Origin of the sequence: Xanthomonas hyacinthi (assembly GCF_009769165.1) — a bacterium.
Taxonomy (GTDB): domain Bacteria; phylum Pseudomonadota; class Gammaproteobacteria; order Xanthomonadales; family Xanthomonadaceae; genus Xanthomonas_A; species Xanthomonas_A hyacinthi.
In genome coordinates this window covers 675,730-700,472 of the sequence record NZ_CP043476.1, presented here as the reverse complement: position 1 = coordinate 700,472, position 24,743 = coordinate 675,730, and the positions used below count along the sequence as shown (strand labels likewise).

Below are 24,743 nucleotides of genomic sequence, written 5' to 3'. Positions count from 1 at the left end.
GCGACCGTCCCCGACCGTGAACCCGCCCGCCCCGGCGCTGTCGCCATCGTTGTCGCCGGCCCTCCCTGCCAGCGGTTCTCTGAAAGTGGCCGGCGAGGACGACGTGCGCTTCCAGCGCGGCCCGCGCAGCTACCGGGTGCGCGGGCTGGCGCGTTGCCTGTCGGCGGAATCCTTGAAGGTGACGCTGCGGCTGTCGGCCGGCGACCACCTGGACCTGGACACGCTCGGCCGCCCGTAAGGTGGCGGCGTGGTTGCTGCTGCGATCGCGGCAGTTGGGCGAGCCGCCGTTGCTGGGGCGGCGGTTGCCGGAGTATCCGGGCGAGGACCTGCGGGAGTTGCTGGAACGCCCGTGGCGGATCATCTACCGGGTCACGCCGGAGGTCATCGAGATCGTGACGGTGCGGCACTACCGGCAGTTGCTGCCGGACAACCCCGACCAGTTGGTCTGATCACCGAAATCCTGTTGCCCTGAACCCCTATCCCGATCTTCGGGAGGAATAGCCGTGCCCGAAGGGAAAACAGCTAGTGCAGGATAGGGTTGCTGGTAGCGCGATTTAACGATGGCGCGGCTTAACGGCTGCGCCGTTCAAGCCGACGCCGAATCGCCCCATCAAACAGGGTCGTGATCGGACAGGAAGAACGCGTCGGTCAGCGCCCTGCTGCGCAGCGCGCTGGGCGTCATCTGTCCGGGGGTAAGTCGGCCTGGCGGCCGCCTTAACATAACGCTGCGTTACGCAAACCGCCGGGCTGTCACGGCGCTTGCGATGCTGCAATGGGCCGTGGCGTGTCCGCAGGCAAGCGCCGCGCCAGCCCGGCGCTTCGCGTAACAAGCGTTCACCTGATTAGCCCTGACCCTCAGCCATGAAAATTGCTCGCTGCACGCAGAACCGGCTCTGCACAAGGCTTGCAGCGCATCATGGCGGTGGCAAGTCGCGGCAGCATCTGGCGCAAGCGGAATCGGCGATTGAAGCGGTAGGCGGCTTCGGCCAGATAGCGCCTTGCGTAGTTGCCTTGCGCGATGGCGTGATACACGCCGCTGATGGCGCGTTTGAGGTTGCCCAGCACCACGTTGACCCAGCGCGCGCCAGGCGTTTCGGTAGCCGCACGCCCTCCGCCGGTGTCCAGCGTCGTGTGCGCGTGCCCGGCCTCTTCCAGGCGGCGAAAGCAGGCCAGCCCATCGGTGTAGACCTCGCACTCCGGCGCCAGGCGACGCGCGGTCCAGTCGCACAGCGATGCGTTATCGAAACTGCGCACCGGCTCGATGACCGCAACGCTCGGCGCAGCGAAGGTCGCATCGGTCTGTACGGCTATCAGGAACGGCTGTTTGTTCTCCGATCCGCGTCCGGCCTTGCCACCGTTGCGCTCGCCGCCCAGGTACGCATCGTCGATCTGCACGAACCCGCTGAGTGTGCGCGGGGCTTCGCGCTCGGCCATGGCCTGCATGATCTTGTGCTTCATCCGCCAGGCGGTCTTGTAGTTGACGCCAAAATGGCGCATCAACTCCAACGCCGCCAAATTGGTCTTTGTCGCTGTCAACAGATGCAAGGCCAGCATCCATGTGCGCAGCGGCGGCTTGGTCCCTTCGAACATCGTACCGGCCATCAACGTGGTCTGATGGCGGCAGGCGCGGCACTGGTAGTAGATCGCCACGCTGCGCTTGAAACGCGACCGGGCCCTTCCTGCACAGGACGGGCAACGGAAACCCTGCGGCCACCGCCACTTGTACAAGGCGCGATAGCACTTGGCCTGGGTGCCGTAGCATGCGATGAACTCGGACATCGACAATCCAGGCTGGAACTGCACGGCGTTGATGCTCATCGCGCCACCTCGTCGGCTTCAGGTGGCGCCAGCCTCCACCCAGCACGGCGCAGATCCTGCGACTACTGGCTGAGGGTCAGGGCTAATCAGGACAGAGGATGTCGAGCGGGCACCGCCACCATCAGCGGATCGTCCCAGACGGCTTCGGCGATGATGCCGTCGCCGACCTCATCCGATCGAGCAAAGCCCACGTCGTACAGGTCGTCGTGCAGCCCTTTGATCTGCTGCGCTAGCGGAACCTCGAAGAGACGTATTTCGATTTCGGGTTCTTCTTCACGGCACAATGCTAGGAAAGTCGAGAAGCGCGACGGTGGAATGCCATCCGACAGCGCGACCCGCAACTGGCTATGGAAGCCATTGGCGGCAGCCTTCACGCTGTCGCGGGCCTGCTGCAAGGCTGTGAAGACGCGCGGAACATGCTCCAGAAACAGCTCTCCTGCGCGAGTCAAGCGGGTGCTCCGCGTGGTCCGCACAAAGAGCTGGGCGCCCAGGTCTTCTTCCAGTTCCTTGATCGCCCGCGACAGCGGCGACTGCTCGATGTGCAATCGTTCGGCGGCGCGGGCGAAGTGGAGTTCTTCGGCGACGGCCAAGAAACAGCGCAGATGACGAAGCTCCATCGATCATCTCTTCGACGATCGCCAAACCGTCGATACCGATTCTTGGTAGACGACTCGCCCGATCATTTGTCGCGGTAGTCCGAACTACCAAGCCGCCAATAGCCTTTTGCGTCGATTGATGCTTTGGGGATGCCTCTATCGACAAGCAGATGCGTCCGCATGGCGCGAACCATGAATGCCTCACCGGCCAGAAATATCTGGCACGCTTTCGGCAGGATTGCCTGCTGCACAGCCAGTTCCAGACTCCCGGTCGTCCCTGGAAAGGCCGCACCGGAATGTACCCATTGAATGGTGCACTCTGCTTGGCAGACCAAAGCCTGCTCCTCGGCAGCATCTGCAACCTCAATGAAGGCGAGCGCATGCGCATGAGCGGCAAGCTGCTCGACGATCCCAGATATGGCCGGCAAAGCGGTGGCATCGCCGATCAGAACATGCTCGTGTCGTCCGGGATCGACCCAATAACCTGGCCTCGGCCCGGCAAGCTGGAGCGAATCTCCTTCGCGGACGTGAGCAATCCACCACGCAGTTGGCCCCTGGTCTCCGTGCAGTGCGAAATCGAAGGCCATCCAGCCTTCTTCGGCGTTGTAAGCACGTATGGTGTAGGCGCGGCCCTGGGGCTTGATATTCGACGGCATGGGGAAGAACAGCTTCATCCACATGGCCGGATGATCAACACGCATGGCTTTGAGACCATCGCCCGCGACAGTGATGCGCCGCATGCGCGGCGTAATGTCCTCGATGCCGATGACACGGGCGTCGTGCAACGTGCGAGATTTGAGTGAGAGCATAGCTACCGTCCTCACGCCCTACGCGGCGCATGGGCGAACCAGATGATCGCGAGCGCGGCGAGAAAGGCGAAACTGGAGAAAAAGAAGAAATCGTTGAGCGCGAGCATGTGCGCTTGCACGTCTTGCGCTCGTGCAATGACGCCCCATGCTTGGTCGTCCGTAAGTCCAGACGAGCGCAAAGTGGTGACGGCCGCTGCCGAATGTTCGTCGAGCGGACTCAGCCGTTCAACGAGATGCGTGCTATGGAAGCGTGAGCGGTTGTCCCAGAAGGTCTGCGCGAGGCTCGCGATTAGGCTGCCAGACATCATGCGGATAGCAGTCTGAAGACCAGATACCGAAGCGAGCTTTTCCGTTGGCAAGCCCGCGAGCGAGAGACTGACCACTGGCGTCAGGAAGAAGCCAATGCCGATGCCCTGCGCAAGATGGGATAGTGCGATCGTGCCGGCGTCGATTGTCGTCGCCGTACCCGATCGCCACCATGCGACCGCGGCCCAAGCGAGAAACGCGATGCTGGCATAAACGCGCGCATCTCCCTTCGCCACCCAGCGACCGAGGAATGGTGCGAGCAAGATGCCGAACAGCCCCATCGGCGCGGTGACGAGGCCTGCCCATGTCGAACTGTAGCCAAGGTTTGTTTGAAGCCAGAGCGGTATCAGCACCAACGACGCGAAATAGAGTCCGAACCCTGCCGCGACCGCGATCGTGCCCACTGTGAAATTGCGATGTGCGAACAGGCGCAGATCGATGATCGGATGGGCTTCACCCAGCTCCCAGATCACCAGTGTGACAAGGCTGACGACGGCAAGGATCGCTGTGGTGCAGATGAAGGGCGACGCGAACCAGTCGAGCGTCCTCCCGCGATCCAGTGTGATCTGCAAACAGCCAATCCCCAGCGCCAGGAGTGAGAGGCCGCGCAGGTCCACCGGTAGCCGTATCGACGGCGTATCGCGTCCTTTGAGCAGCATCGCGGTTGAGGCGACAACGAACAGGCCGACGGGCGCATTGACGAGAAATATCCACGGCCAGCTATAGCTGTCGGTGATCCAGCCGCCGAGCAGTGGCCCGGCGACCGGCCCGGCCATGTTGGTCATCGCCCACATGGCAACCGCGAAGGTGCGCTTCTCCGGCGGAAATACCGCGACTAGCAGCGCCTGGCTCAACGGTACGATCGGTCCCGACACCGCCCCTTGAAGCACGCGGAACAGCAGCAGCGAGTCGAACGACCAAGCGAGGCCACACAACACCGACGCGAGCGTGAACGCCGCCACCGCGCCAATGAACAGTCGTACCTGCCCGAACCGGCGGCCCAGCCAGCCGGTCAACGGGATGCAGATGGCGTTGGCGATGGCGAAGGAGGTGATCGTCCATTCGCCTTCCTCAGATCCGACGCCGAGATTCCCGGAAATGGTCGGCACCGAGACATTGGCGATGGTGATATCCACCACGGCCATGAATGAAGCGAGACCGAGCGTGATTGCCGCCAGCACGAGCTTCCCTCCGTGCAGCGATGCAATGGGTTGTTTGGTACCCATGGTTAACCACCGATGCTCGCGGCAATGATGCGGGCCACAATCGCGTCGGCGTCGCGCTGTTGCTCGGAATAGAGGGCGACTTCTTCGGATTGCGGCGCGGCGGGCCGTGTATTGCTGTCGCAGTGGCTGGCATCGACCGCCACCTTCGCGGACAAGCCGATGCGCAGGGGGCTTCGTGCCAGTTCTGCTGGATCGAGCCGGATGCGCACCGGAACACGCTGCACGACCTTGATCCAATTGCCGGTTGCGTTCTGCGCCGGGAGCAGCGCGAAGGATGCGCCGCTACCCGCTTCGATGTCCGAAACCCGGCCGTGATAGATGACGTGGCGGCCATAAATGTCAGCCGTAACGGTGGCTGGTTGACCAGGGCAGATGCCATCGAGTTGAACTTCCTTAAAATTCGCGTCGATCCACAAACCGTCAAGCGGTACCACTGCCATCAGCCGGTCTCCGGGCGCGACGCGGCGGCCGAGCTGCACGCTGCGCTGCGCGACCATCCCGCTGACCGGCGCGACGACGCGGGTGCGGGCAAGAGCGAGGGCTGCTGCTCGTACTCGTTCTGCCGCTGCCTGTACCTCAGGATGCGACGCCAACGTCACACCACTCGTCTGAGCAAACGCTTGGGCGCGGGCTTCACGCGCTGCGGCAAGATTAGCCTCGGCGCTGCGCACGGCATCGCGGGCGTGCCGGACATCCTCGTCGGTTACAGCTCCGGTGCCGGCGATAGCCTGCCGCTGCTGAAAATCTGCACGAGTCTTGTCAAGGTTGGCCTGTGCCACACTGATCTCGGCGCCGAACCGTGCATCGCTTGCAAACAAACCGCGCACGTTGCGCACTGCGCGAGCGAGATTGGCTTCGGCGGCGGCAAGTTCCACACGCGCATCGGTTGTGTCTATCTCAACCAGCGGCGTGCCTGCGATCACGCGGTCGGCATTGTCGGCGGCGATGTGGATGACTGTGCCCGCCACCTGCGGAGTCACCGTGACGACATGACCATTCACATAGGCGTCATCGGTTGAGCGGCTATTGCCATCCGATAGCCATGAATAAGCAGCCCAGCCCAAAGCGGCCATACCGATGCCACAGCCGAGGAAAAGGAGGCGCTTGCGGCGGACGGCCGTCGGATCGACGGTGCGAGAAGAAGACGTGTCTGTCATTTCAATTGTCCTGATGAATCAAATGTCCTGATGAATCGGAGGAAGTAGGCGCCCAAGCCCCGCCGAGAGCGTCGATAAGCGCCACTTGAGTGATGGCGACGCGGCTGTCGGACTCGGCTGCCCGGCGTTCGGCCAGCAGAAGTGCCGTTTCGTTCGAGAGCCGATCCATCGCGCCGGAAAGACCCTGGCGCTCGCGAAGCCGCTGGAGATCGAGGATGCGCAGCCAGTGCGCAACGGCGGCGCGTGCCTCGCTTTGACGCGTGCGCTCGGTCGACACGCTGGCAATGCCGTCAGCGACTTCCTGCAAGGCGCGGGTCAGCGTGTTGTTGTATTCGGCGACGGCAGCGTCATAGGCGGCAGCCTTCCCGCGCAGATTGGCACGGAGCCGCCCCCCGTCAAAGATCGGCAGCGTCACTGTGGGCCCCGCGCCGGTAGCGGTGCTTCCTGCGCGCAGCAGATGGTCGAGACCAAGGCTTTGCACACCGGCGAAGGCAACAAGGTTCACATCGGGATAGAACGCGGCACGGGCCACACCTATGTCATGGGCGGCGGCCTCGACTGAAACGCGTGCGGCCGCCACGTCCGGGCGAGCGCCCAACAGGTTCGCGGGGATGGCTGACAAAGGCTTGGGGTCTTCGAGAGCCTTGAGTGAAGGGCGAGCCAGCCCGTCGGCGAAGGTCGGATCGCGCCCAAGCAGCGCAGCGATTTGATGGCGGCGTAACGCGATCTCGCCATCCAGCCTTGCGATCTCATCTCGCGTGAACGTGATCGCCTCGCGCGCCTGTGTCGTCTCAATGCTGGTGGCAAGCCCCGCGCGTTCGCGCGTCGCCAGTAGATCGACGATCCCTTGCCGCCGCGCGAGGCCAGCAATCGCAACGTCGCGCAACCGGTAGGCGGCATCAAGGTGCACGTAGGCATCCACCAGCGCCGTGCGCAAGAGAAGGATGGCTTCCTCGGTCTCGGCGCTCGCGACATCTGCGCGGGCGGATGCGGCCGCTTGCGCCTCCCGCCGTTTGCCCCAGAAATCGAGGGCGTAACTTGCGTTGACCGCCAGGGCACCGTCGCTACTCCAACTACCTGCGTAGGGCGCGGGATAGGTGGAGTGATCGGGAAAATGTTCGCCTGTCGCTTCGCCGGATGCATCGACTCGGGGAGCGCGATCGGCACCTGCCTCTTCCAAGCTGGCGGATGCGCGGCGCAAACGTGCGGCGGCCGGTTCGATCGACGGCGCCCTCAGGGCGTCAGAGGCAAGCAGCCGATCGAGTTGGGGATCGCCCCAAGACGTCCACCATTCAGTGCCAACAGCCACATGGCCTTGTAATGCAGCACCCGCGATGTCTCGCCCAGGCGAGAGACTGGCAGGGTCCAGAGCGATTGCTTCGGGCTGAATCGAATGGCTTCCCGCCGCACAGGCTGAAAGGAAGACTACGGTGGCGCAGGCGAGCAAGATCGCTTGATGCCGGGGAAGCAGTTCACGCATAGGTCGGGTCCGGATAAGTCGTCCCGGGAACGATATGCGGGGATAGCCGATTCCGTAAATGATCGATATGATCAATTATGTTTTCGTTTTTTGAAATCCGGAATTGTGCGCCATGCCTGCTGCCGACCTCAATCTACTTGCCGTGCTCGATGTTCTGCTTGAGGAGCGCAGCGTCACACGTGCTGCAGAGCGGCTGAACATCAGCGCGCCGTCGGTGAGCAGGATGTTGGGGCGCCTGCGGCATGTGACGGGCGATCCGCTACTGATCCGCGCGGGCCGTGATCTGGTTCCCACCGCCAGAGCACTGGAACTGCACAGAGAGGTGCATCGGGTCGTCGAAGACGCCGGCGCACTATTGCGGCCGGTTACTCTCAATCTTGCGACGCTTGAGCGTCGCTTCAGCGTCCGTGCCAATGATGGATTCGTCGGCACCTTTGCTGGCCTACTCCTCGCTCGTCTTCGTTCGTTGGCGCCCAAGGTCGAACTGCGCTTCGCCCCGGAGGGTGAAAGCGACGATGCTGGTCTGCGAGAGGGCCGTATCGATCTCGATATCGGGGCCCTGCGCGAGATGGGGCCGGAGGTCCGAATTCAGACCATCTTGAGGGATCATTTCGTTGGCATGGTGCGTTTGGAGCACCCCATCTTCGACAGCGAAATCACGCCCGAGCACTTCTGTCGCTACGACCAACTCAGTATTTCGCGCCGGGGCCGCACACACGGCCCGGTAGACGACGCGCTAGCTGACCTCGATCTGAAAAGGCGCGTGGTGCTGGTGGTTCCGTCCCCGCAAACAGCCTTGGCTGCGCTATTTGAAAGTGATTTGATCGTTCCCGTCCCCAATCACGTTCGCCGCGCAGCGGAGGCGATGGGCGTCAAGGTTCGTGCTTTTGAGCTACCGTTCCAATTGAAACCCGTCGTGATCGGCCAAGCATGGCATCCGCGATTCGACAAAGACGCTGGCCATCAGTTCCTGCGTCGAGCAGTTCGGGAAATGTGTGAGGCGTGGTGATGGTAAGCATCAAATTCCCATGCCGTGCCGCCTACCGACTTCCCAAGACACACTGAGACTGTTTATGGTCGCGCTGAGTCGCTGCCCCAGTCTCTGCTCGATCACCGGCTTCCACGGCACTAGGCTGAAACCCTTGCCGTCGTCCAACATGGCATAGCGCCCACTGGCGAGCATGACGCTGCGCCAGTAAACGCCAGACACACGCTGCCCGTCGGCCAGCGGCCGATGCTCCAGGCCGGTTTCGGTCGCTATGTCCTGTGCGACCTTCGCCAGCTCGCGTGCGCGCAGCGTTCCCAGCAGGTTGCGCGCGAGGACGACGCGCCGCCCGCGATGCTCGGCCAGCCCCTGTTCGGCCAGGAAGTCGGAGCGCTGGCGCAGCGCATCCTTCACCTCGGCACCAAAGCCCAGCTCGCCCAGCCCCTTGCCGCCACCGATCAATTGCTGGTCGAGCCAGGTGGGGCCGATCACGCGCGCTTGGCGCTCGATTGGTAGGTGCGATTTCAGTTCCACCGCTACGCCGCCGCCAAGCCGTTGCGCGTCGTACTGGCGGCCCCGCTCGGCCAGGTCGTCAGGCACGCGCCAGACGCCTTCGGCCTCGCGCTCTACGATGCCGGCGCGGCGCAGGGCTTCGAGCCGGCGCACCTGCGCGGCCACCACCTCGCGCGGGTCGCGGTTGGGCGTGGCCTGACCTTGGGCGACGGCCAGGTGATGATCGGTGCGGTATAGGCCATCGACGGCGAGCGCGGCGATGTTGCGGTCGGCGGCGCGCACGTCGACCGCGCCTTTCACCTCCACCACAGCGTCGGTTGGATACTGCTCCAGCTCCGACCGCGGCGGCAGCGCGACGTAGTGCGCCTTGCCGTCCGTGCCATCGACGATCAGATAGCCCTTGTCGTACAGCTCGTCCGCCAGCCCCTTGCCGGCGACGCGACCGACAATGGCGCGGCCATCCTCGCCGGGCTGGAACACGGCCAGTTCGCGCTGCCTGCCGCTCATGGCGCGTTGCATGGTGCGGATGATGTCGCCGCGCTCACCCATCGCCCGCAGGATCGGTTCGGCCCCGGCGTGGACGGCCCACGCACCGGGCTGCTGCTCGGTCGCCAGGCCCATGCGCTGCAAGCGTTGCAGGCGGCCGATCAGCACCTGCCGCTGGCGCTGCAGCCGGGGTTCGGTGAAGCGTTCGACGCGCACCAAGCCGTCGTCGCCGGCCTCGCGCTGCAAGCTGCGATCCAGCCCCGTCCACCGTTCTTGTTCGACTTCGCGCAGCATGGCGCGCTGCATCTCCAGCTCGGTGCGCGGCCCCAGCCATTCGGTCGCCAGTTCCGATGCCCGCCGGCGCATCCCTTCGGCGATGTAGTCGCGGGAAATGATGAGGTCTTTGCCGGCGTCGTCCTTGCCGCGCAGGACGACGTGCGTATGCGGGCTATCGGTGTTCCAGTGATCGACCGCGACCCACTCCAGCCGGGTTCCCAGGTCGGCTTCCATGCGTGCCATCAGGTGCCGGGTGTAGGTGCGCAGGTCGTCGAGCTGTTCGGCGTCTTCCGGCGAGACGATGAACCGAAACTGGTGCCGGTCGTCGGCACTGCGTTCCTTGAACGCTTCAAGGTCGGCATCGTCGGTCGTCGAACCGTAGGCCCGCCCTGCCCCGCCTTGACGATCGACGCCTTCGCGCTCGATGTAGCGCAGGTGCGCAGCGGTCGAGCGCGGCCCGGCCTGCGCCAGATTGACCAGTCTTGCCTTGATCGTGACGCGCCGGGCATTCGCCCCAAGTCCTCGGCCTGCGAAACGCGCCGCGACATGGCCGCGGCCCAGCCGGGAACCGGGTCGCTGGCCGACCTTGCCCGCCGCCTTGACGAGCTTGGCGCCGGCCTTGTTGGCCTGGCGCAGCACCTTGTTGACGAAGGCGTCGCCGCGCTGCTTGGGCGCACCAGGTCGAACGCGAAAACGGTCGTCGTCGCGCTGGCTCATGGTGCGACTCCATCCAAGACCGGCGCAGTCCAGCGTGCGAAGCACGCGACTTCGCCGGTGTCGGCGCGGCGTTGCGCACCTTCGCGGCACGCTGCCGCCCCCTGGCGCGTGCCGCGCCACCCCCATGTGCAGACAAGGTTTCCAAGCGGCCATGTGCCGCGACCTTTTATCTTGCCTTCCGCCTTCGCCCTGCGCTGACGCTCCGGGCATCGGCGGCCCGGTGGCGCTGCGCTGCTCGCAGTCAGCGCGCCGGGGAACGCAGCCACGGCCGCCGGCCGGGTGCGTTCAAGGCAAGATGCCTGCACGGGGGAAAGCGTCGCCGGATGTTGCGCGACGTGCGGCGCAGATGCGCTCGCACGACATGCGCGACGACACGGCGACGGCCAGCAGGACGACACGCCGGATGGCACGATGAAGCGCAGCGAATCGGAGGCCATCATCGACGTGTCTCCAACCAGACCGGATGCGCAACACCGATCACGGTGGACGCAGCAACCGGGCCGAAGTAGCGACTGTCGAACGACGCCGGATTGGTCACGCTCAACAAGAACAGCTCACCCGGTTCGAGGCGGCGGCACTGCGGCCACGATGGCAGCGGACGGCCCATGCGGTCTGCGGCCAGCACGGCGGCCACCGGCACGCCGTCGATGCGCACGCTGCGACCGACGATGCACACCTCCTGCGGCGCGATCGCTCCGATGCGTTTGAGCAGCGGCACCCGCGTTGGCAGGTAACCGCGCTGCGCAGCCAGTGCGGCAGCTTTGGCCGGCAGCGGCACCAGCACGATGCTGCCCACGGACAACGGACGTGGCAGCGAGGCGGTGCGCGGATCGAACGGGTCAATGCGATACCAACCGACCGCCACGCTGTCGGACGGGTTGTAGGTCAGGCGCGGCAGCGGCGACACGAAGGACGCCCAGGCCAGCGCAGCGAAGCCGACGGCGGCCAGCGTCGCCACGGCGATGCGAGCGCGCCAGTGTGAGCGAGGACGCGGCGGGACGACAGGCGTGGAAACAGTCGTCATGGCAACGCTCTCCCGGCCAGCCAGGCGGCGTGCCGCTCGGCGGTGTACGCCGGCAGCGGCAAGCGCGCAGCGAGGCGGTTGCCAAGCATGCGCCAGTACGCGGGCGACACGTCGGCAGGCGCGATACCCAGCGCCTCGATGGCGTCGAGTTGCGCCAGCACGGCGCGCACGGCGGGTTCGCCTTCGGCGTGCAGCAGCAGGCGCGCGCCGGGGAGCACACCGGGAATGCGCTGCGCTTCGTCCAGCGGCGTGCAAGCCTGCATCACCATGAGCTGCCAGCGGATCGTGCCGTAGTCGTTGGCCTGCCAGCGGATGCGGCAGAACATCGCGCCCGGCAGGAACACCGCGACGCGCCGCCAGCGGTCAAGCCGGATGGTGCGCGCCGGCTCGCCGAAGCGCAGATAGAGGTCGATGCGCTGCTCGACGAAGGCGAGCGATACGCGCGTCAGCGGCGCGACGCCGGCCTGGCCGGTGAGCACCGCGAGCGACGGCGGCGGAGCAGCCGTGGCCTCCAGAGCGGATGCGTTCATGACGTTCTCTCCGGGAACTCGCGCTCCAGCAGCGCGCGCAGCAGTTCGGCGACGGTCACGCCCTGCGTGAACGCCGACACCTTGATGCGCGCCCGCATCGCGGGCGTGATGTCGAGGGTCAGGCGCGCGGTGTAGAGGTCGCCTTTCTGGATGCCGTCGGCGTCGCCCTGGCGAACCCACGCCTCGGCGTGCGGGTTCGCGGGCGGACGCGCGCCGATGGCGATGCGTTTGCCGTTCGCAGTTGTCATGTCGGCCACCGCAGCAGTTCATCGACCAGGGCGGTGATCTCTCGGGCGGCGGCGCCGTTGGGCTCCGTCTCACGTGCGATTTGGCCGGCGGCTACGCTGTCAGCAAACACGATGCGCTGATGCACTTCCGAGCGCAGCGCCGGCAGCGGCTGGTCGGCAAGCGCATGGCGCGCTTCGCGGCCGATGACGGTCGTACTGACGCGCCGGTTGATGACGAAGGCCGCGCGCAGCGCAGGCCGGAATACCTGCGCCTCGCGGACCAGCGCCACCATCTCGGCAGAAGCCCACAAGTCGTAGGGGCTGGGCTGCACAGGAATCAGCACGCGCTCGGCCGCCAGCAGCGCGGAGCGCGCCAGGGCGGCGATGCGCGGTGGGCCGTCGATGACAACGTGATCGCAGCGCCGCGCCAGCTCTGGCGCTTCCTGGTGCAGCGTCTCGCGGGCCAGGCCCACGGCGCTGAACAAGCGGAACAAGCCCTGCTGGTTTCTGCGCTGTGTCCAGTCCAGCGCCGAGCCTTGAGGGTCGGCGTCGAGCAGGATGACCGACTGCCCGCGCATAGCCAGCTCGCCGGCGACGTGCGTGGCGAGCGTGGTCTTGCCGACGCCGCCTTTCTGGTTGAGCAGCGCGACGATCATGGCGCGGCCCTCGCGATTGGAAAGCCGGCCGGAGCGTGCCGTTTCGTGGTTGTCCACCGAAACGGGGCGCTCTTACCAAGAGTTAGGTTTCTTGAGTTAGGAGAGTTAGAGGGCGCCGAAGCCCGCGCCGTTATTGGCTTTGCGGCGATTTCGCACGCCTGATAGCACGATAGGAACACGCCCGATAGCACGAGTCCCGGCACGCCTGATAGCACGAGGCCATTCACAGCTTGTCCCGCAGTTGTCCCCGTGCCGTGGAAGGCACAGGCCGGAATGTCAGCAGCTCCGCTCCGGTGCCGGGCATCCGCTCGATGCCGAGCACGTAGCCGGGCAGCGACTGCCGCGCGACCAGCGCGCGCAGGTCGCAGGCGAAGTCGTAGGGTTTCGCCGTGCTGCCCGACTTGCGGTGCAGGTGCCGGAAGTCGAATTGCCAGCCGCCCGGTTGCTTGCCGCCGTGCTTGCGCACCAGGCGGTACAGCCAGCGTTCGATGCCGCCGGTCAGCCGGAAATACGCCGGGTCGATGGTCAGCACCAGCGCGGCGTCGAGCACGCCGGCATAGAACCAGTCCGGCAGGATCAGCTCGATGCCCAGCGGCGTGCCGCGGGCGTCGGCCAACTCCTTCCACTCGTTGATCCACGAGAAGCGATGCAGACGCCGCCCGGTCGTTTCGCGGATGGAAGTCGCTACAGTCGTCGATTGCAGCCGGTCGAACGCAGCCTTGAGTCGCTGGTAGTCGCGCAGCGACACACCGCGCCCGATGAAGCGCAGGATTTCGTAGGGCGTGGCGTGCATCAGGCGCGAGGGCCGCAGGCCCGCGTCGCGCGCTTCCACGATCTGCGAGGCCGCCCATATCAGCACGTCCGCATCCCAAATCGTGGCGATGCCGTGCTCTTGCGTGCCCTCCACGCGGATCGTGACGTTCCCGCTGCGGAAGTCGATCGGCGCCTTGCGCCGCGATTTCGCCAGCGAGAAGAACGGAAAGGCCATCAAGTCCTGGCTGTCGCGCGGCGCTATGCCGTCGCCCGGCAGCGCGCGGAACAGGTCGAGCTGCTCCCGCTCCCGCGATGGGCTGGACGTGACGACGGCCACCGGCGAGCCACCGATCAGCGCGCACGGCTGTCGGCCGAGTGATGCTCGGCATATTCGGGGTCGGACGTGGCCTCGAAACTGCGCTGGTCGGCCCAGGCATCGAGGTCGGCCACCGCGTACATGACGCGGCGGCCGAACTTGCGGAACTTCGGCCCGCCGCCGATCACGCGCTGCTTTTCGAGCGTGCGCGGCGACAGCCGCAGATACTCGGCGGCTTCGTCGTTGGTGAGGTAGCGTTGGGGTTGTGCGGGCGTGGTGGCGGCAGCGGTAGCAGGCCGCAAGGGTGCGGGTCGCATCGAGTGAACCTCCATCGGTGAGAAGCGCCGGCGGCACCAGCGCAGCCGGATGGAGGCAGTCTCAAGATAGCGGTGCGTTGCGCAGAGGGTCGTTTTGCAGAGCAGGCAAAACGACCCTCTGCCGGTCAATCGAGCTGTGCAAGGCGGCGATAGCCGCCGCGCATCAGCGATCGACCGCGCCGCACGAGGCGGCGCACGCGCGAGCGCAGGCCGCCGTCGGCGTACCAGCCGGCGGCCACGGCCTCGGCGCCGAACAGCCCTGCGGCCGTTTCGCGCAAGGACGCGCCCGCCAGGGTCGCGTCGAGCGCCTGGAGAGTGTGCAGTTCCAGCAGCATGGCCGGCGTGGGCCGGGAGCGGGCCACCGCCGCAGGCGTGGCCCCGGCGGCCACGGCCAGCTTGTCCAGTTCGGCCACCATCGTGCGGTAGCGGCCGCAGCGCACGCGCGGACGGCATAGAGGTAGGCCATGCCATCGGCCAGGCCCGGCGCCAGTGCGAGCCGCACGCAGCAGCCGGCCCAGCGTGCCACCAGCACCAAGCGCTTGCCGTCGTGGATCAGATGCTTGTGGCCCGGGATGCGCCAGAACTCGAAGGCGTCGACATGGGGTGGGGGGTCGGCGTCCGGGTAGAGCTGGAGCACGGCGTCATAGTCGGGGAACCAAGCTGGATGCGCGTCGCGCGCGTCCAGCGCCGGGTCTTCAAGCAGGCGCAACCCCCAGCCATGCGCCGCTTCCGGCCGGTGGCGCCGGCGCAGCCAGTCGCGCCGGTAGTCGGGATGTCGGCGCAGGTACTCCCAGGCCAGCGCGAGGCCGTCGAGGTGCAGCACGTAGAGATACGCGGCGGTGGGATACCAGGATTCGGCGTTTCGATCAGCCATGACGCGACCTCCTGTTGGACAGGAACGTCGCTATGGGCGTCGAAGACAGGAGCTACGGCGTTATCCGCAAATCGTTATCAAGGCGGGCTAAGCTAGGCAGTAGTCAAGACCGATTGGCTCCGAAATCTTGCAGAGGGTCGTCCGAATGCGACGGCCGCGCATTCCGGAAATTGGGGCGCGGGCACTGACACCGTGCCGCAGCCCGCGACACACGACATGGACGGGGTGGAAATCGCGGAGGTGCGCTGAGCCTCGCCAAAATGCCATGGCCCCCTTCTCCCTTCGGGACCATGGCCCCCTTTTCGGGGGAAGGGTGCCCCGAAGGGGCGGATGAGGGTACGGGCGACAGCCTCGTGCATCCAAGCCCCGCAGGACACTTCGCGCCGTACCCTCACCCCAACCCCTCTCCCGGTGGGAGAGGGGCTAAGGCACCCCGCATGCACCCACGTAGCCCCTACGCCGCAGCCGACGCCGCGCTGCCGGATGGCCGCCCCGGCCGATCAGCTGGCGACGCTGTTCGCGCCGTCGGGCGTCAAACTGGCCCTGCTGTGCGCGACCACCTTCGGCGGGTATGCGCTGTACTGGTTCTACCGCAACTGGCGGGCGATCCGCCTGATCTCCGGGCGCCGCGGCATCTCGCCGGTGTGGCGCTCGCTGTTCTCGCTGATCTGGATCTTCGCCTGCTTCCGCGCGCTGGACCGAGTGGCCGGCCCACATCGCCAGGGCGTGCTGGGCTGGGGCTGGGGTTGGCCGGCCCTGGCCGATGTCGGATTGAGCCTGCGGTGGGTGTCGCGGTCCCCGCTGGCGCTGCTGGGCTTGTGCGCGTGGCTGCCGCTGCTGATGTTCAACCACCGCTCCGGGCGCTGCATGGGCGTGTGAGCCGCACTCCGCCGTGCCTGCGGTGCGGCGCGCATCGGTCTGCGGCGAACGCCGTCGGCGGATGTCGATGCCGCGGGGCAGGCGCTTGCGGACCATCTGCTCGGCGCGGGAGCGGCGGCGCTGACGACCTACCAGGATCGCGTGTTCGCGCGCTTCACCGAGCATCTGCGCGTGCGCAGCGCGCGCGGCGCTGGCCGCGGTCGCCGTTCTGGCAGGCGCGGATGGCGGGATGAGGGAACTGCATCCGCAACAGTGGATGCGTTGCTGTTCAATGGCGGTGGAACGCCATCATCGGGGTCGAAAATGCGCCACCGGATGGAGCCACGTTATCGATGTGCCTGGAGCGGAAGGTTCACGCGCCGCGCATCCACGCCGGACCGAGCCGCGCGATGCGCGCGAACGCCGGGCAGTCGGCGCGGTGCGCGCCGCGCAGGTAGCCCAGGCTCATCAGGAACTCGCCGGTGATCTCGCCGCCGGTGAAACGGAAAGTGCGCTTGAACAGCTTGATCCAGTCGGCCTTGTCGCGGGGATGGTGCGCGTCCAGCCACGCGGCAAAGCCGCCGTGCGATGCGCGCAGGCCCTGGATCGCCTGCGCGTTGTGGATCGCCGCCTGCACCTTGAGCCGGTTGCGGACGATGCCGGGATCGGCGAGCAGGCGCAGCACCTCGGTCTCGCCGTAGGCGGCGACCGTGTCCACATCGAACCCGGCGTAGGCGGCACGGAAGCCGGCGCGCTTCTTCAGCATCAGTTCCCAGCTCAATCCAGCCTGGTTGATCTCCAGCACCAGCCGCTCGAACAGCTCGGGTTCGGCGCGCTGCGGGACGCCGTATTCGTCGTCGTGGTAGGGGCCGTGCAAGGCGTGGCCGGGGGCGATGTCGCAATAGGTGCTCATGCTGGGCGGACTCCGTCAGTCGTCCTGGTCGTTGTGGTCGGGGGAGATTTCGGCGCGCTGCGCATCCGGCAAGCTCAGGTCCGGCCAGCGTCGTGGCGCCAGTTCCAGCTTGCCGGCGCGCAGCGCGTCGAACGGCGCATCGGCGCGATCGGGGGAACTGGGCGAGAAGTGCACCCGCGCCACGTCCTGCCAGCGGTCCAGGTGGCGTGCATGGATGCGGCATTCCATGCCGTAGCTGCCGGTGTCGTTGCACAGCAGCGCCTCGCCGCTGCCGTCGCCGTCCAGGTCGCGCAGCAGCAGCACGCAGCGGTCCTCGCGCTGGCGGCAGCCGCCGTCGTGCAGCGTGCCGGCGAGCAGCGCCTGCCACCAGCCGTCGCCGGGATCGGCGCTGCCGGCGGCGAGCGGGATGTGCTGGCGCAGTTCGACCGCAGCGGCGATGCGCTCATGCGTGCGCTTCTCGCCGCTGTCGTCGCCGTCGCCCCAGCGCTGGGTGCGTTGCAGGCTGCGCTGCAGCCGTTCCCGCTGCGTCGGGTCCTCGGCGAAACCGGGCGCATCGCGCAGCGCCTGCACCGCCCGGTAGCCGCGGCGGCCGCTGTCGAAGCGCAGGTAGTACAGATCCACATCCGCGGCCGCGGTGCGGCCGTCGGCGAAGCGCTGCAGCTGGCTGCCGACGACGATGCGGTACGGGTCCAGCAGCGGCGAAGCGCTGGCCAGCGCCAGCGCGATCACCACCCAGGATATGGCCCGGTTGACCGGCGCCAGCGGCCGCAGCCAGCGCCCGTCCGGGCGCAGCGCCGCCCATGCATAGCCGAACGCGTAGCCGCAGGCGACCACCGCCACCAGCGCGCCGTTGAAGCGCTCCGCGCTCCAGCCGTACTGGTCGATGCGCAGCCACAGCGCATACAGCGCCAGCAGCGCGTACAGCGGCAGGCTCAGCAGGCCGGCGTCGATCAGGCGGCGCAGCCATTGCGGATAGGGCACGGTGGCGGCGCCGTCCTGGTACACGGCATTGACGAACAGCACCAGCGCGGCCACCAGCGCGATCAGGATCTTGGCTGCGGCGCGGGTCTCCCATAGCGGCTGCAGCCCGGTGAACGGCAGGCTCAGCGCGAACAGCACCGCCACGAACGCCAGCAGCGGCAGCAGTCCGGTGCAGATCGCGAACAGGATCTGCCGCATCACCTGCACTGCGCGCTGCTGGGTGCGGCCGATCAGCAGGCCCAGGCCGAACATGGTGCCGGTGGCGAGGTAGACGAAGGCGGTCTGGCGGAACAGCTCGCGGAAGAAATCCAGCTTCACCAGCGCGAACAGCGCGCCCCACAGCCACAGCACCAGCCAGCAGATGCCGACGAACAGCCCGGCCAGCGCCAGGGTCAGCGCGTTCTGCCAGGCATGCTCGAATAGCTCGCAGTACGGCGCCTGCCACTGGCCGTGCTGCAGCCGGCACTGCAGCCACGGCAGCAGCACGACCATGCCCAGCGCGATGGCCAGGCCGAACGGCGCCAGCACTTCCGAACTGCGCAGCCCCGGCGCGCCGGTGGCGCTCCACGCCGCCCAGGCCGACAGCGCCGCCACCAGCAACGCCAGCGCGATCGCGTGCTGCCACAGGCGCAGATCGTTCAGGCGCCGCACCGACAGCAGGGTCAGCGTCGGCACGGTCAGTACCAGGGTGTACCAGCACACCCGGCCGCCCAGCGCCGCGAACGGCCACAGGCCGGCGTCGGCGCCACGCTGGGCCAGGTACAGCAGCGCGCCCTGCAGCAGCGCCACCAGGACGATGAAGGCGCGGGTCTGGCGCGGCAGATCGGGGGCGGTTTCCATACGGGACAGCATCCTTGGCGGCGCGGCAGCGCGCGATCAGGCCGATTATGGCAGCCCGCTCCGGCCCGGCGCAGCGCCGGCCCGGGAGGGACGATAGAATGAGGCCATGTCCGCTTTGCCTACCCCTCTGGCCAACCAACTGCTGATCGCGCTGCCGGCGCTGTCCGATCCCAATTTCGCGCGCGGCGTGGCCCTGATCTGCCAGCACGACGCCAACGGCGCGATGGGCGTGCTGGTCAACCGCGCCTCCGAATACACGCTGGGCGAAGTGCTGGCGCAGATGGGCATCGAGACCAGCGACGAGACCCTGCGCGAGCAGGTGGTGCTCAGCGGCGGGCCGGTGCATCCGGAACGCGGTTTCGTGATCCACGACGGCGTGCGCCCCTGGGATTCGAGTCTGGCGTTCGGCGACGGCCTGTTCCTGACCACCTCGCGCGACGTGCTCGAGGCGATGGCGCGCGGCGACGGCCCGCGCAATGCGGTGGTGGCGCTGGGCTGCGCCGGCTGGGGCGCCGGCCAGCTCGAATACGAGCTGGGCGAGAACAGCTGGCTGACCGCGCCGGCCGATGCCGAACTGCTGTTCGAGCTGCCGCTGGAGCGGCGCTGGCAGACCGCCGCCGGCCGCATCGGCGTGGACCTGTTCCGCCTCACCGACTACAGCGGGCATGCCTGAGCCCGGCGCACCCGCTTCCGCGCCCGGCGCGGCCGTGCCCGATCAGATCCGCCGCGACGGCACCGTGCTCGGCTTCGACGTCGGCAACCGGCGCATCGGCGTGGCGGTGGGCAGCAGCTTCGGCAGCGGCGCGCGCGCCCTGGCCGTGGTCGACGTGCATGCGCAGGGGCCGGACTGGCCGGCGCTGGACCGCCTGCATGCCGAATGGCGCCCGCATGGGCTGGTGGTCGGCGATCCGCTGACCCTGGAGGGCGCCGACCAACCCAACCGCAAGCGCGCGCATGCCTTCGCCCGCGAACTCGGCGCGCGCTACCGGCTGCCGGTGGTGCTGGTCGACGAGCGTTCCAGCTCGGTGGAGGCGGCCACACGCTTCGCCGGGGACCGCGCCGCCGGGCGCAAGCGCCGCCGCGACGCCGCCGCGCTGGACGCGGTCGCCGCCGCGGTGATCATCGAGCGCTGGCTGGCCGCGCCCGACGACGCCACCCCCATTTCCTGATTCCCTGCCCGGACCCGCCATGACTGACCCGCAACTCGATTCGAACGGGCGCCTGCGCCACCTGCTGACCCTGGAAGGCCTGCCGCGCGCGACCTTGCTGCAACTGCTGGACCGCGCCGGGCAGATCCGCGACGCTGCGGTGGGCCGGGTCGGCAAGCGCAGCGTGCTGGCCGGCACCGCGGTGTGCACGCTGTTCTTCGAACCGTCCACGCGCACCCGCAGCTCGTTCCAGCTGGCCGCGCAGCGGCTCGGCGCGGACGTGCTGAACTTCGATGCCTCGACCTCGTCCACGCGCAAGGGCGAGACCGCGCGCGACACGCTGAAGAACCTGGAAGCGATGGGCGTGCGCGGCTTCGTCGTGCGCCATCCCGAGGACGGCGCGGTCGAGCGCCTGGCCGAAGCGGCCGGCGAGGGCACCGCGCTGATCAACGCCGGCGACGGCCGCAGCGCGCATCCCACCCAGGGCCTGCTCGACATGCTGACCCTGCGCCACGCCAAGGGCGGCGACTTCTCCAGGCTCAAGCTGGTCATCGTCGGCGACGTCAAGCACTCGCGCGTGGCGCGCTCGGACCTGCACGCGCTGCGCACGCTGGGCGCCGGCGAAGTGCGCGTGTGCGGCCCGCAGGCGCTGCTGCCCGACGACGACACCTTGGACGGCTGCGTGGTCGGCGAGGATTTCGACGCCATGCTCGACGGCGTGGACGCGGTGATGATGCTGCGCCTGCAGCGCGAGCGCATGGAAGAAGGCCTGGTGACCTCGCTGGAGGGCTACCACGCGCACTACGGCCTCACCGCCGAACGCCTGCGCCGCGCCGCGCCGGGCGCGGTGGTGCTGCATCCGGGGCCGATCAACCGCGGCGTGGAGATCACCGACGAAGTGGCCGACGGTCCGCAGTCGTGCGTGCTGCGCCAGGTCGCCAACGGCGTGGCGGTGCGCATGGCGGTGCTGGAGACGTTGTTGGGGTGAGCGCGGATGCGCGACCGACCCTAGTGTGAGAGCTACTTCAGTCGCGACTGGAGTAGCTCTCACAGCGTGTGTGCACATTGATTCAATTTAGCTATATTGCGTTTGCGCCACTGAGGCGCGAGGAGCTAAGCAATGAAGCGAGAGGAAGCACTGGAAGCCGCCGTCAAACTTGCTGCGGCATTGCTGCATTCGGATGCCTATGGTCCTCGGGGAAATCTCGATGATGATTCTGAATTGGCTGTGGGCCTGTTTGCACGGGTCTTCAGTAAGCTCCAAGAAGCTAATGTCTAAGTCTTAGACGGATGTTAGCCCCGGCCAACTCCTGTTGGCCGGAACACCACTCTTTCAGAAGTGCTTCTAACAGGCATTCAGCTGGCACTAGTAGATGCTAGGCCCCCTTGGATATGCGTGACCACCTCATTGTCACAGAACCACGCGTTGTCTAGCATGAACTTCCTGACCCGCATAACGTCTTCCGTATAAGCTACCAGTGCTAGGCTTTTCGTAGCGCGACTGGCTGTTACGTAAAAAAGCCGTCTGGTTGCCTCCAGGGTCTTTCCTTCCGTCTTTCGCCCAAATAGGTCTTCGTATTTGAACATGAAGCCTCGCGCTTCTTGGTCATCCATGATCACCATGACGCGTTCGAACTCCAATCCCTTCACCCCTTGGTGGGTGTCGAAGCGTGCCTTTCGAGAAAGATAGGCAGCCAGGGGGCTGATTTGTGAGAATGGAGTGGCGAGCAGCTCTGCAATGCGTTTCTGACGTTCACTGTCATCGCTATCCTCTTCTTCGCCAGGAGGCTGTTGGACAGAGAGAACTTCATCAGAGGTGATCGCCCAAGCCAAAAGGCGCTCAGGAATTTCGAGCAAACGCTGATCGGAAACACGCACGAGAACTTGCTGCAGCGAAGGGTCTCGACCATCCGCCCAAAGACCGACTAGTTCGTCCACGGCAGACTGGGCATTTCTGAGGTTCGAATGACCTGGAGAGCCCTTTAGCTTCTCCGTCGCCAACAAGGGTGAGAACGACTTCAGCAGCCGCATCACGGCGAATCTATCGCCGCGCTGTTGCGCATCCACCAGTGGCAAAACTTGGTCCGTGAAAAACGTGGCCAAAGGTTGGGTGCCATTTAGCAGGGCAGACTCAACTTCCAAGTGCAACACCTCACAGAGCGTAGGGTGTTGCGATGGGAAGACAGTACAGTCATCTGAGTAGTGAGGAACGCGCGGTGCTTCAGGTCGAACGCGATCGGGGAACGAGTCTTCGTGGGATCGGTCGCCGCCTGGGGCGTAGCGCATCGACGCTGAGCCGCGAGATCCGGCGTCTGGACAGCGGCGTGTACTCGGCGCATGCGGCAGCCCTGGTGTATCGATCGCGGCGATCGCGCAGCGTACGAGCACGCAGGCTGATCGCGGGCGCGGTGCTGTTCGAGTTCGTCCACGACCGTCTTGTGTTCGATCGCTGGTCGCCGCAGCAGATCGCGGCCACACTGCGGGACATGCATCCAGACGACGCCAGCCAGCGGGTCAGTCACGAGACGATCTACGCGGCCATCTACGCGCATCCGCGCGGCGGCCTGAAGCAGGCCCTGGTCGATGCATTGCGCCAGAGCAAGCCCACGCGAGGCCGCAGGCGCACCACAGCAGCGGCGCGCACCTGGGTACCGGAGGAGCTGCGCATCGTGCATCGGCCCGAAGCGGTGGAACAGCGCCTGCTGCCGGGGCATTGGGAGGGCGACCTGATCAAGGGCGCGTTCAACCGGTCCTGCGTGGGCACGCTGGTCGAGCGCAAGACACGCTTCGTGGTGCTGTGCAGGATGGATGGCTGCACCGCGGACGCCGCGCTGGAAGGCTTCACTCGCCAGATGAAGAAGCTGCCGGCCTTCCTGCGCGAGAGCCTGACCTACGACCGCGGAACGGAACTGACCTGTTACGAGGAGCTGATGCGAGGGTTGAACATCGACGTGTGGTTCGCCGATCCGTATGCGCCGTGGCAGCGGGGCAGCAACGAGAACACCAATGGCCTGCTGCGCCAGTTCCTGCCCAAGGGCGTGGACTTGTCGCAAGCGAGCCAGGAGTACCTCAATCACGTCGCCAAGCTGATGAATGGGCGTCCTCGCCAGACATTAGGCTGGGCCACGCCGGCAGCGGCCATGGAGAAGGAAATCCTCGCCTTCAAATCACGTGTTGCACTTGATTCTTGAGACCGCCCAGGCTCGTTGAGTCAATTTCATACAACGCAACGAACACTTCCAAGCATCCCAGTCTAGCGGCTGCCATTCTGTGTTCAAGGGTCAGCGTTTTAACCGCGTCGCGTCGCCGCCAGTTCGCATCTTCTGTCAAATCAGCCATCAGTTCCGCAATCCGTTCTTCTACCTCAGGCTTGTCTTCGGCGGTAGAAGGAACAATGAAGAGCCGAATCATGCCCTCGCTTGCATCCGTTCTCGCTCGTTGTTGATGAGGGTCGACTGGGGCTCGGACCTTATTCAAGAGAGTTACCACTCGCTTTGGGCAGCGGTGGTTCATCTGCTTTCCGGGCGTGGCCCAAGTGGCTGGAAGATTGCTTCCGAGTCCCTCCTTACCATCAGCGTAAATCTGCTGCATCGTGTCACCAATCAAGCCCAGCGAGAATGATCCGGCCTGCTGAGCTTCCACTTCAAAGAGTGCGTCGACCAGATGCTTATTCGTGTCTTGGCTTTCATCAACAAGAAGAATGGGGTAGCGGCCAACAAAGATGCTTTGCATGCGAGGCTTGGACTGTAGGAAGTGAGCAGTAATGCGGATTACTTCGGCATGGTTCAGTGCATCACGTGTTCGATTGTTCCCAGTCGGGCTGTAGATAAAGCGCTTTATCCCGGGGAGGGACTCTAGTCGCTTGGTGTTCGTTACAATTCTCAGCTTGCGGTCATTTGAAGCCTTTCCAGCGCGACCCTTGGCTTCTTTCTCATGCAGGTCAACAAGGTCTTCAGAGATCTTTATTTTTAGCCATTCTCGTATGTCTTGGTTAAGACCTTCGATCAGTGACCAAGCAAAGCTGTGAATTGTGCGGACGTCGAAAAGTGCGTCAAACTGTATCCTTTTCTTTATCTCATCGGATGCCGCATTGGTGAAGGTGATCACGCCAACTCGCTTGCCTTGGCGGCGCAGCTGCTCACCCCAATTGGCTTGGACATGCTCCAATGCAGCCACCAGCGAGCGCGTTTTTCCGGATCCAGCCCCAGCGAAAAGGAAGAAGCTTCTTGGACTCGCCGGATCGAGACATTGGGCAATCAGAGCGTCGGCAGGCTGATCGATATCGTTCTCGTCAGAGTGTTGAGCGTGCTTCACGGCTTCACCCCACTCGGTGCCGGTGCCGCATCGTCGGGAGAGGTTGGGGCAAGTAGCAGCTTGCCAGCAACATCGTCTTCTTTACGCTTGAGCTGAGCAATCAGCCATAGAAGACCCTTGTCGATGTAGTCTGGGAGGACAACTTCGTCCAGATCGCTGCTCTCCAAGAGGGTCATGGAGAACTCTGCCTTATCCCCGGTCTTCAAGTCCGCCTGGATGCTGCTGGAGAGTTCTGCGACGTCTTTCGAACTCATAATCGACTCCCGGATCTTTTTGGCCAAGCCCCCGCCCTGTAACGATTTGAAGAACTCAATGTTCTGATATACGAGCGCGTCCTCGAACGTGTTTGCAATGGCTTCGGCACCCTTACTTCCGCCAAAGTCAATCTTGACAGGCTGCTGGTAGGCGACCCGGAAGCCGAATCCACTGGAATGCGCTTCGGTGAGAAATTTCTCCGGCATGTCTAGCAATACGTCAATGGACTCTTCCTTTGGAGCCAAAGTTTTTATCGTTTGATTTCGCGACAACTGCCCTAATGATCGTGCCGGCACGGCTTTGGTCCCGTCGGCAGCCTTTGCGTCCTTTTCTGAACCGCCCCGGGAAGTCGAGAGGCTGTTTGGTTT

General features: G+C 65.6%; 26 protein-coding genes and 2 pseudogenes. 9 read left to right on the top strand and 19 right to left on the bottom strand.

Annotation, left to right across the window (positions count from 1 at the left end; all coding sequences use genetic code 11):
• Positions 1-16 precede the first annotated feature (16 nt).
• Together FZ025_RS03245 and FZ025_RS03240 are read left to right on the top strand one after the other, a co-directional pair.
• Positions 17-238 (top strand): hypothetical protein, encoded by a 222-nt coding sequence (locus tag FZ025_RS03245; RefSeq protein WP_158185524.1) that lies wholly within the window; start codon positions 17-19, stop codon positions 236-238.
• Between the two features lie 13 nt (positions 239-251).
• Positions 252-449, top strand: a complete 198-nt coding sequence (locus FZ025_RS03240; RefSeq protein ID WP_158185523.1) for a type II toxin-antitoxin system RelE/ParE family toxin — start codon at positions 252-254, stop codon at positions 447-449.
• Between the two features lie 406 nt (positions 450-855).
• On the opposite strand, the gene FZ025_RS03235 is transcribed toward FZ025_RS03240, so the two are convergent.
• The 6 genes and pseudogenes from FZ025_RS03235 to FZ025_RS03210 all read right to left on the bottom strand — a co-directional run bounded on the left by FZ025_RS03235 (position 856) and on the right by FZ025_RS03210 (position 7,392).
• A complete protein-coding gene (locus FZ025_RS03235) occupies positions 856-1,818 on the bottom strand; it encodes an IS1595 family transposase (RefSeq protein ID WP_158185522.1) in 963 nt (320 codons plus the stop codon).
• A 92-nt stretch (positions 1,819-1,910) separates the two neighbouring features.
• Positions 1,911-2,435: pseudogene (locus FZ025_RS03230) on the bottom strand (LysR family transcriptional regulator); the annotation flags it as partial.
• A gap of 62 nt (positions 2,436-2,497) precedes the next feature.
• The gene (locus FZ025_RS03225) at positions 2,498-3,223 is read right to left on the bottom strand and encodes a siderophore-interacting protein (RefSeq protein WP_046980526.1); all 726 of its coding nucleotides are present in this window, start codon (positions 3,221-3,223) and stop codon (positions 2,498-2,500) included.
• A gap of 11 nt (positions 3,224-3,234) precedes the next feature.
• Positions 3,235-4,755, bottom strand: a complete 1,521-nt coding sequence (locus FZ025_RS03220) for a DHA2 family efflux MFS transporter permease subunit (RefSeq protein WP_046980527.1) — start codon at positions 4,753-4,755, stop codon at positions 3,235-3,237.
• Between the two features lie 2 nt (positions 4,756-4,757).
• Complete coding sequence (locus tag FZ025_RS03215; RefSeq protein ID WP_046980528.1) at positions 4,758-5,912, bottom strand: HlyD/EmrA/EmrK family protein; 1,155 nt, start codon at positions 5,910-5,912, stop codon at positions 4,758-4,760.
• Between the two features lies 1 nt (position 5,913).
• Positions 5,914-7,392 carry an efflux transporter outer membrane subunit gene (locus tag FZ025_RS03210; protein ID WP_046980529.1) on the bottom strand — a complete coding sequence of 493 codons (1,479 nt, stop codon included), beginning with the start codon at positions 7,390-7,392 and terminating at the stop codon, positions 5,914-5,916.
• 112 nt (positions 7,393-7,504) lie between these two features.
• On the opposite strand from FZ025_RS03210, the gene FZ025_RS03205 reads away from it, so the two are divergent.
• The gene (locus tag FZ025_RS03205) at positions 7,505-8,401 is read left to right on the top strand and encodes a LysR family transcriptional regulator (RefSeq protein WP_046980530.1); all 897 of its coding nucleotides are present in this window, start codon (positions 7,505-7,507) and stop codon (positions 8,399-8,401) included.
• Between the two features lie 9 nt (positions 8,402-8,410).
• Here the strand turns inward: FZ025_RS03205 and FZ025_RS03200 are convergent, their stop codons facing one another.
• The 8 genes and pseudogenes from FZ025_RS03200 to FZ025_RS03165 form a co-directional block, all read right to left on the bottom strand.
• Entirely contained in the window at positions 8,411-10,369 is a 1,959-nt protein-coding gene (locus FZ025_RS03200) for a relaxase/mobilization nuclease and DUF3363 domain-containing protein (protein WP_046980531.1), read from the bottom strand.
• A gap of 436 nt (positions 10,370-10,805) precedes the next feature.
• Positions 10,806-11,393 (bottom strand): S26 family signal peptidase, encoded by a 588-nt coding sequence (locus FZ025_RS03195; protein ID WP_046980532.1) that lies wholly within the window; start codon positions 11,391-11,393, stop codon positions 10,806-10,808.
• The gene (locus FZ025_RS03190; RefSeq protein WP_046980533.1) at positions 11,390-11,923 is read right to left on the bottom strand and encodes a DUF2840 domain-containing protein; all 534 of its coding nucleotides are present in this window, start codon (positions 11,921-11,923) and stop codon (positions 11,390-11,392) included. Before FZ025_RS03190 ends, FZ025_RS03195 begins: the two co-directional genes overlap by 4 nt.
• Positions 11,920-12,171: a hypothetical protein gene (locus FZ025_RS03185; RefSeq protein ID WP_046980536.1), complete on the bottom strand. Its 252-nt coding sequence runs from the start codon at positions 12,169-12,171 to the stop codon at positions 11,920-11,922. Before FZ025_RS03185 ends, FZ025_RS03190 begins: the two co-directional genes overlap by 4 nt.
• Positions 12,168-12,806 (bottom strand): ParA family partition ATPase, encoded by a 639-nt coding sequence (gene parA / locus FZ025_RS03180; protein ID WP_046980537.1) that lies wholly within the window; start codon positions 12,804-12,806, stop codon positions 12,168-12,170. Before parA ends, FZ025_RS03185 begins: the two co-directional genes overlap by 4 nt.
• 223 nt (positions 12,807-13,029) lie before the next feature.
• Positions 13,030-13,896 (bottom strand): replication initiator protein A, encoded by an 867-nt coding sequence (locus tag FZ025_RS03175; protein WP_046980534.1) that lies wholly within the window; start codon positions 13,894-13,896, stop codon positions 13,030-13,032.
• Positions 13,897-13,910: 14 nt separating this feature from the next.
• The gene (locus tag FZ025_RS03170; RefSeq protein WP_208803730.1) at positions 13,911-14,192 is read right to left on the bottom strand and encodes a helix-turn-helix domain-containing protein; all 282 of its coding nucleotides are present in this window, start codon (positions 14,190-14,192) and stop codon (positions 13,911-13,913) included.
• Between the two features lie 125 nt (positions 14,193-14,317).
• Positions 14,318-15,066 (bottom strand): annotated as a pseudogene (locus tag FZ025_RS03165) (DUF7011 domain-containing protein).
• A 483-nt stretch (positions 15,067-15,549) separates the two neighbouring features.
• Between FZ025_RS03165 and FZ025_RS03160 the strand changes: the two are divergent.
• Positions 15,550-15,945 (top strand): hypothetical protein, encoded by a 396-nt coding sequence (locus FZ025_RS03160; protein WP_053057181.1) that lies wholly within the window; start codon positions 15,550-15,552, stop codon positions 15,943-15,945.
• A gap of 352 nt (positions 15,946-16,297) precedes the next feature.
• Here the strand turns inward: FZ025_RS03160 and FZ025_RS03155 are convergent, their stop codons facing one another.
• Together FZ025_RS03155 and FZ025_RS03150 are read right to left on the bottom strand one after the other, a co-directional pair.
• The gene (locus FZ025_RS03155) at positions 16,298-16,837 is read right to left on the bottom strand and encodes a DNA-3-methyladenine glycosylase I (RefSeq protein ID WP_046978414.1); all 540 of its coding nucleotides are present in this window, start codon (positions 16,835-16,837) and stop codon (positions 16,298-16,300) included.
• A 15-nt stretch (positions 16,838-16,852) separates the two neighbouring features.
• Complete coding sequence (locus FZ025_RS03150) at positions 16,853-18,658, bottom strand: DUF4153 domain-containing protein (protein ID WP_046978415.1); 1,806 nt, start codon at positions 18,656-18,658, stop codon at positions 16,853-16,855.
• A 106-nt stretch (positions 18,659-18,764) separates the two neighbouring features.
• Between FZ025_RS03150 and FZ025_RS03145 the strand changes: the two genes are divergently transcribed.
• The 4 genes from FZ025_RS03145 (at position 18,765) to FZ025_RS03130 (ending at position 21,085) form a co-directional block, all read left to right on the top strand.
• Entirely contained in the window at positions 18,765-19,331 is a 567-nt protein-coding gene (locus FZ025_RS03145; RefSeq protein ID WP_046978416.1) for a YqgE/AlgH family protein, read from the top strand.
• Positions 19,324-19,827: a Holliday junction resolvase RuvX gene (ruvX, locus tag FZ025_RS03140; protein WP_244292450.1), complete on the top strand. Its 504-nt coding sequence runs from the start codon at positions 19,324-19,326 to the stop codon at positions 19,825-19,827. The genes FZ025_RS03145 and ruvX overlap by 8 nt, the downstream gene beginning before the upstream one ends.
• Positions 19,828-19,846: 19 nt before the next feature.
• A complete protein-coding gene (locus tag FZ025_RS03135; RefSeq protein ID WP_046978417.1) occupies positions 19,847-20,794 on the top strand; it encodes an aspartate carbamoyltransferase catalytic subunit in 948 nt (315 codons plus the stop codon).
• A 132-nt stretch (positions 20,795-20,926) separates the two neighbouring features.
• Positions 20,927-21,085: a hypothetical protein gene (locus FZ025_RS03130; RefSeq protein ID WP_158185521.1), complete on the top strand. Its 159-nt coding sequence runs from the start codon at positions 20,927-20,929 to the stop codon at positions 21,083-21,085.
• Positions 21,086-21,162: 77 nt separating this feature from the next.
• Here FZ025_RS03130 and FZ025_RS03125 read toward each other — a convergent pair whose 3' ends face one another.
• A complete protein-coding gene (locus tag FZ025_RS03125; RefSeq protein WP_146093639.1) occupies positions 21,163-21,948 on the bottom strand; it encodes a hypothetical protein in 786 nt (261 codons plus the stop codon).
• A gap of 32 nt (positions 21,949-21,980) precedes the next feature.
• Between FZ025_RS03125 and FZ025_RS03120 the strand changes: the two genes are divergently transcribed.
• Complete coding sequence (locus FZ025_RS03120) at positions 21,981-22,997, top strand: IS30 family transposase (RefSeq protein ID WP_158185520.1); 1,017 nt, start codon at positions 21,981-21,983, stop codon at positions 22,995-22,997.
• Here FZ025_RS03120 and FZ025_RS03115 read toward each other — a convergent pair.
• Together FZ025_RS03115 and FZ025_RS03110 are read right to left on the bottom strand one after the other, a co-directional pair.
• On the bottom strand, positions 22,969-24,120 hold the full coding sequence (locus FZ025_RS03115) for a UvrD-helicase domain-containing protein (protein WP_104559052.1): 1,152 nt from the start codon (positions 24,118-24,120) through the stop codon (positions 22,969-22,971). The two genes, FZ025_RS03120 and FZ025_RS03115, sit on opposite strands and share 29 nt — an antisense overlap.
• On the bottom strand, positions 24,117-24,671 hold the full coding sequence (locus tag FZ025_RS03110) for a hypothetical protein (RefSeq protein WP_146093655.1): 555 nt from the start codon (positions 24,669-24,671) through the stop codon (positions 24,117-24,119). The genes FZ025_RS03115 and FZ025_RS03110 overlap by 4 nt, the downstream gene beginning before the upstream one ends.
• Positions 24,672-24,743: the final 72 nt, after the last annotated feature.

What these genes read in the sequence shown, in the direction of transcription:
- FZ025_RS03235 (WP_158185522.1), bottom strand. Translation starts at nt 1,818, where the DNA reads ATGAGCATCAACGCCGTGCAGTTCCAGCCTGGATTGTCGATGTCCGAG.
- FZ025_RS03225 (WP_046980526.1), bottom strand. Translation starts at nt 3,223, where the DNA reads ATGCTCTCACTCAAATCTCGCACGTTGCACGACGCCCGTGTCATCGGC.
- FZ025_RS03220 (WP_046980527.1), bottom strand. Translation starts at nt 4,755, where the DNA reads ATGGGTACCAAACAACCCATTGCATCGCTGCACGGAGGGAAGCTCGTG.
- FZ025_RS03215 (WP_046980528.1), bottom strand. Translation starts at nt 5,912, where the DNA reads ATGACAGACACGTCTTCTTCTCGCACCGTCGATCCGACGGCCGTCCGC.
- FZ025_RS03210 (WP_046980529.1), bottom strand. Translation starts at nt 7,392, where the DNA reads ATGCGTGAACTGCTTCCCCGGCATCAAGCGATCTTGCTCGCCTGCGCC.
- FZ025_RS03205 (WP_046980530.1), top strand. Translation starts at nt 7,505, where the DNA reads ATGCCTGCTGCCGACCTCAATCTACTTGCCGTGCTCGATGTTCTGCTT.
- FZ025_RS03200 (WP_046980531.1), bottom strand. Translation starts at nt 10,369, where the DNA reads ATGAGCCAGCGCGACGACGACCGTTTTCGCGTTCGACCTGGTGCGCCC.
- FZ025_RS03195 (WP_046980532.1), bottom strand. Translation starts at nt 11,393, where the DNA reads ATGACGACTGTTTCCACGCCTGTCGTCCCGCCGCGTCCTCGCTCACAC.
- FZ025_RS03190 (WP_046980533.1), bottom strand. Translation starts at nt 11,923, where the DNA reads ATGAACGCATCCGCTCTGGAGGCCACGGCTGCTCCGCCGCCGTCGCTC.
- FZ025_RS03185 (WP_046980536.1), bottom strand. Translation starts at nt 12,171, where the DNA reads ATGACAACTGCGAACGGCAAACGCATCGCCATCGGCGCGCGTCCGCCC.
- parA (WP_046980537.1), bottom strand. Translation starts at nt 12,806, where the DNA reads ATGATCGTCGCGCTGCTCAACCAGAAAGGCGGCGTCGGCAAGACCACG.
- FZ025_RS03170 (WP_208803730.1), bottom strand. Translation starts at nt 14,192, where the DNA reads ATGCGACCCGCACCCTTGCGGCCTGCTACCGCTGCCGCCACCACGCCC.
- FZ025_RS03160 (WP_053057181.1), top strand. Translation starts at nt 15,550, where the DNA reads ATGGCCGCCCCGGCCGATCAGCTGGCGACGCTGTTCGCGCCGTCGGGC.
- FZ025_RS03155 (WP_046978414.1), bottom strand. Translation starts at nt 16,837, where the DNA reads ATGAGCACCTATTGCGACATCGCCCCCGGCCACGCCTTGCACGGCCCC.
- FZ025_RS03150 (WP_046978415.1), bottom strand. Translation starts at nt 18,658, where the DNA reads ATGGAAACCGCCCCCGATCTGCCGCGCCAGACCCGCGCCTTCATCGTC.
- FZ025_RS03145 (WP_046978416.1), top strand. Translation starts at nt 18,765, where the DNA reads ATGTCCGCTTTGCCTACCCCTCTGGCCAACCAACTGCTGATCGCGCTG.
- ruvX (WP_244292450.1), top strand. Translation starts at nt 19,324, where the DNA reads ATGCCTGAGCCCGGCGCACCCGCTTCCGCGCCCGGCGCGGCCGTGCCC.
- FZ025_RS03135 (WP_046978417.1), top strand. Translation starts at nt 19,847, where the DNA reads ATGACTGACCCGCAACTCGATTCGAACGGGCGCCTGCGCCACCTGCTG.
- FZ025_RS03130 (WP_158185521.1), top strand. Translation starts at nt 20,927, where the DNA reads ATGAAGCGAGAGGAAGCACTGGAAGCCGCCGTCAAACTTGCTGCGGCA.
- FZ025_RS03120 (WP_158185520.1), top strand. Translation starts at nt 21,981, where the DNA reads ATGGGAAGACAGTACAGTCATCTGAGTAGTGAGGAACGCGCGGTGCTT.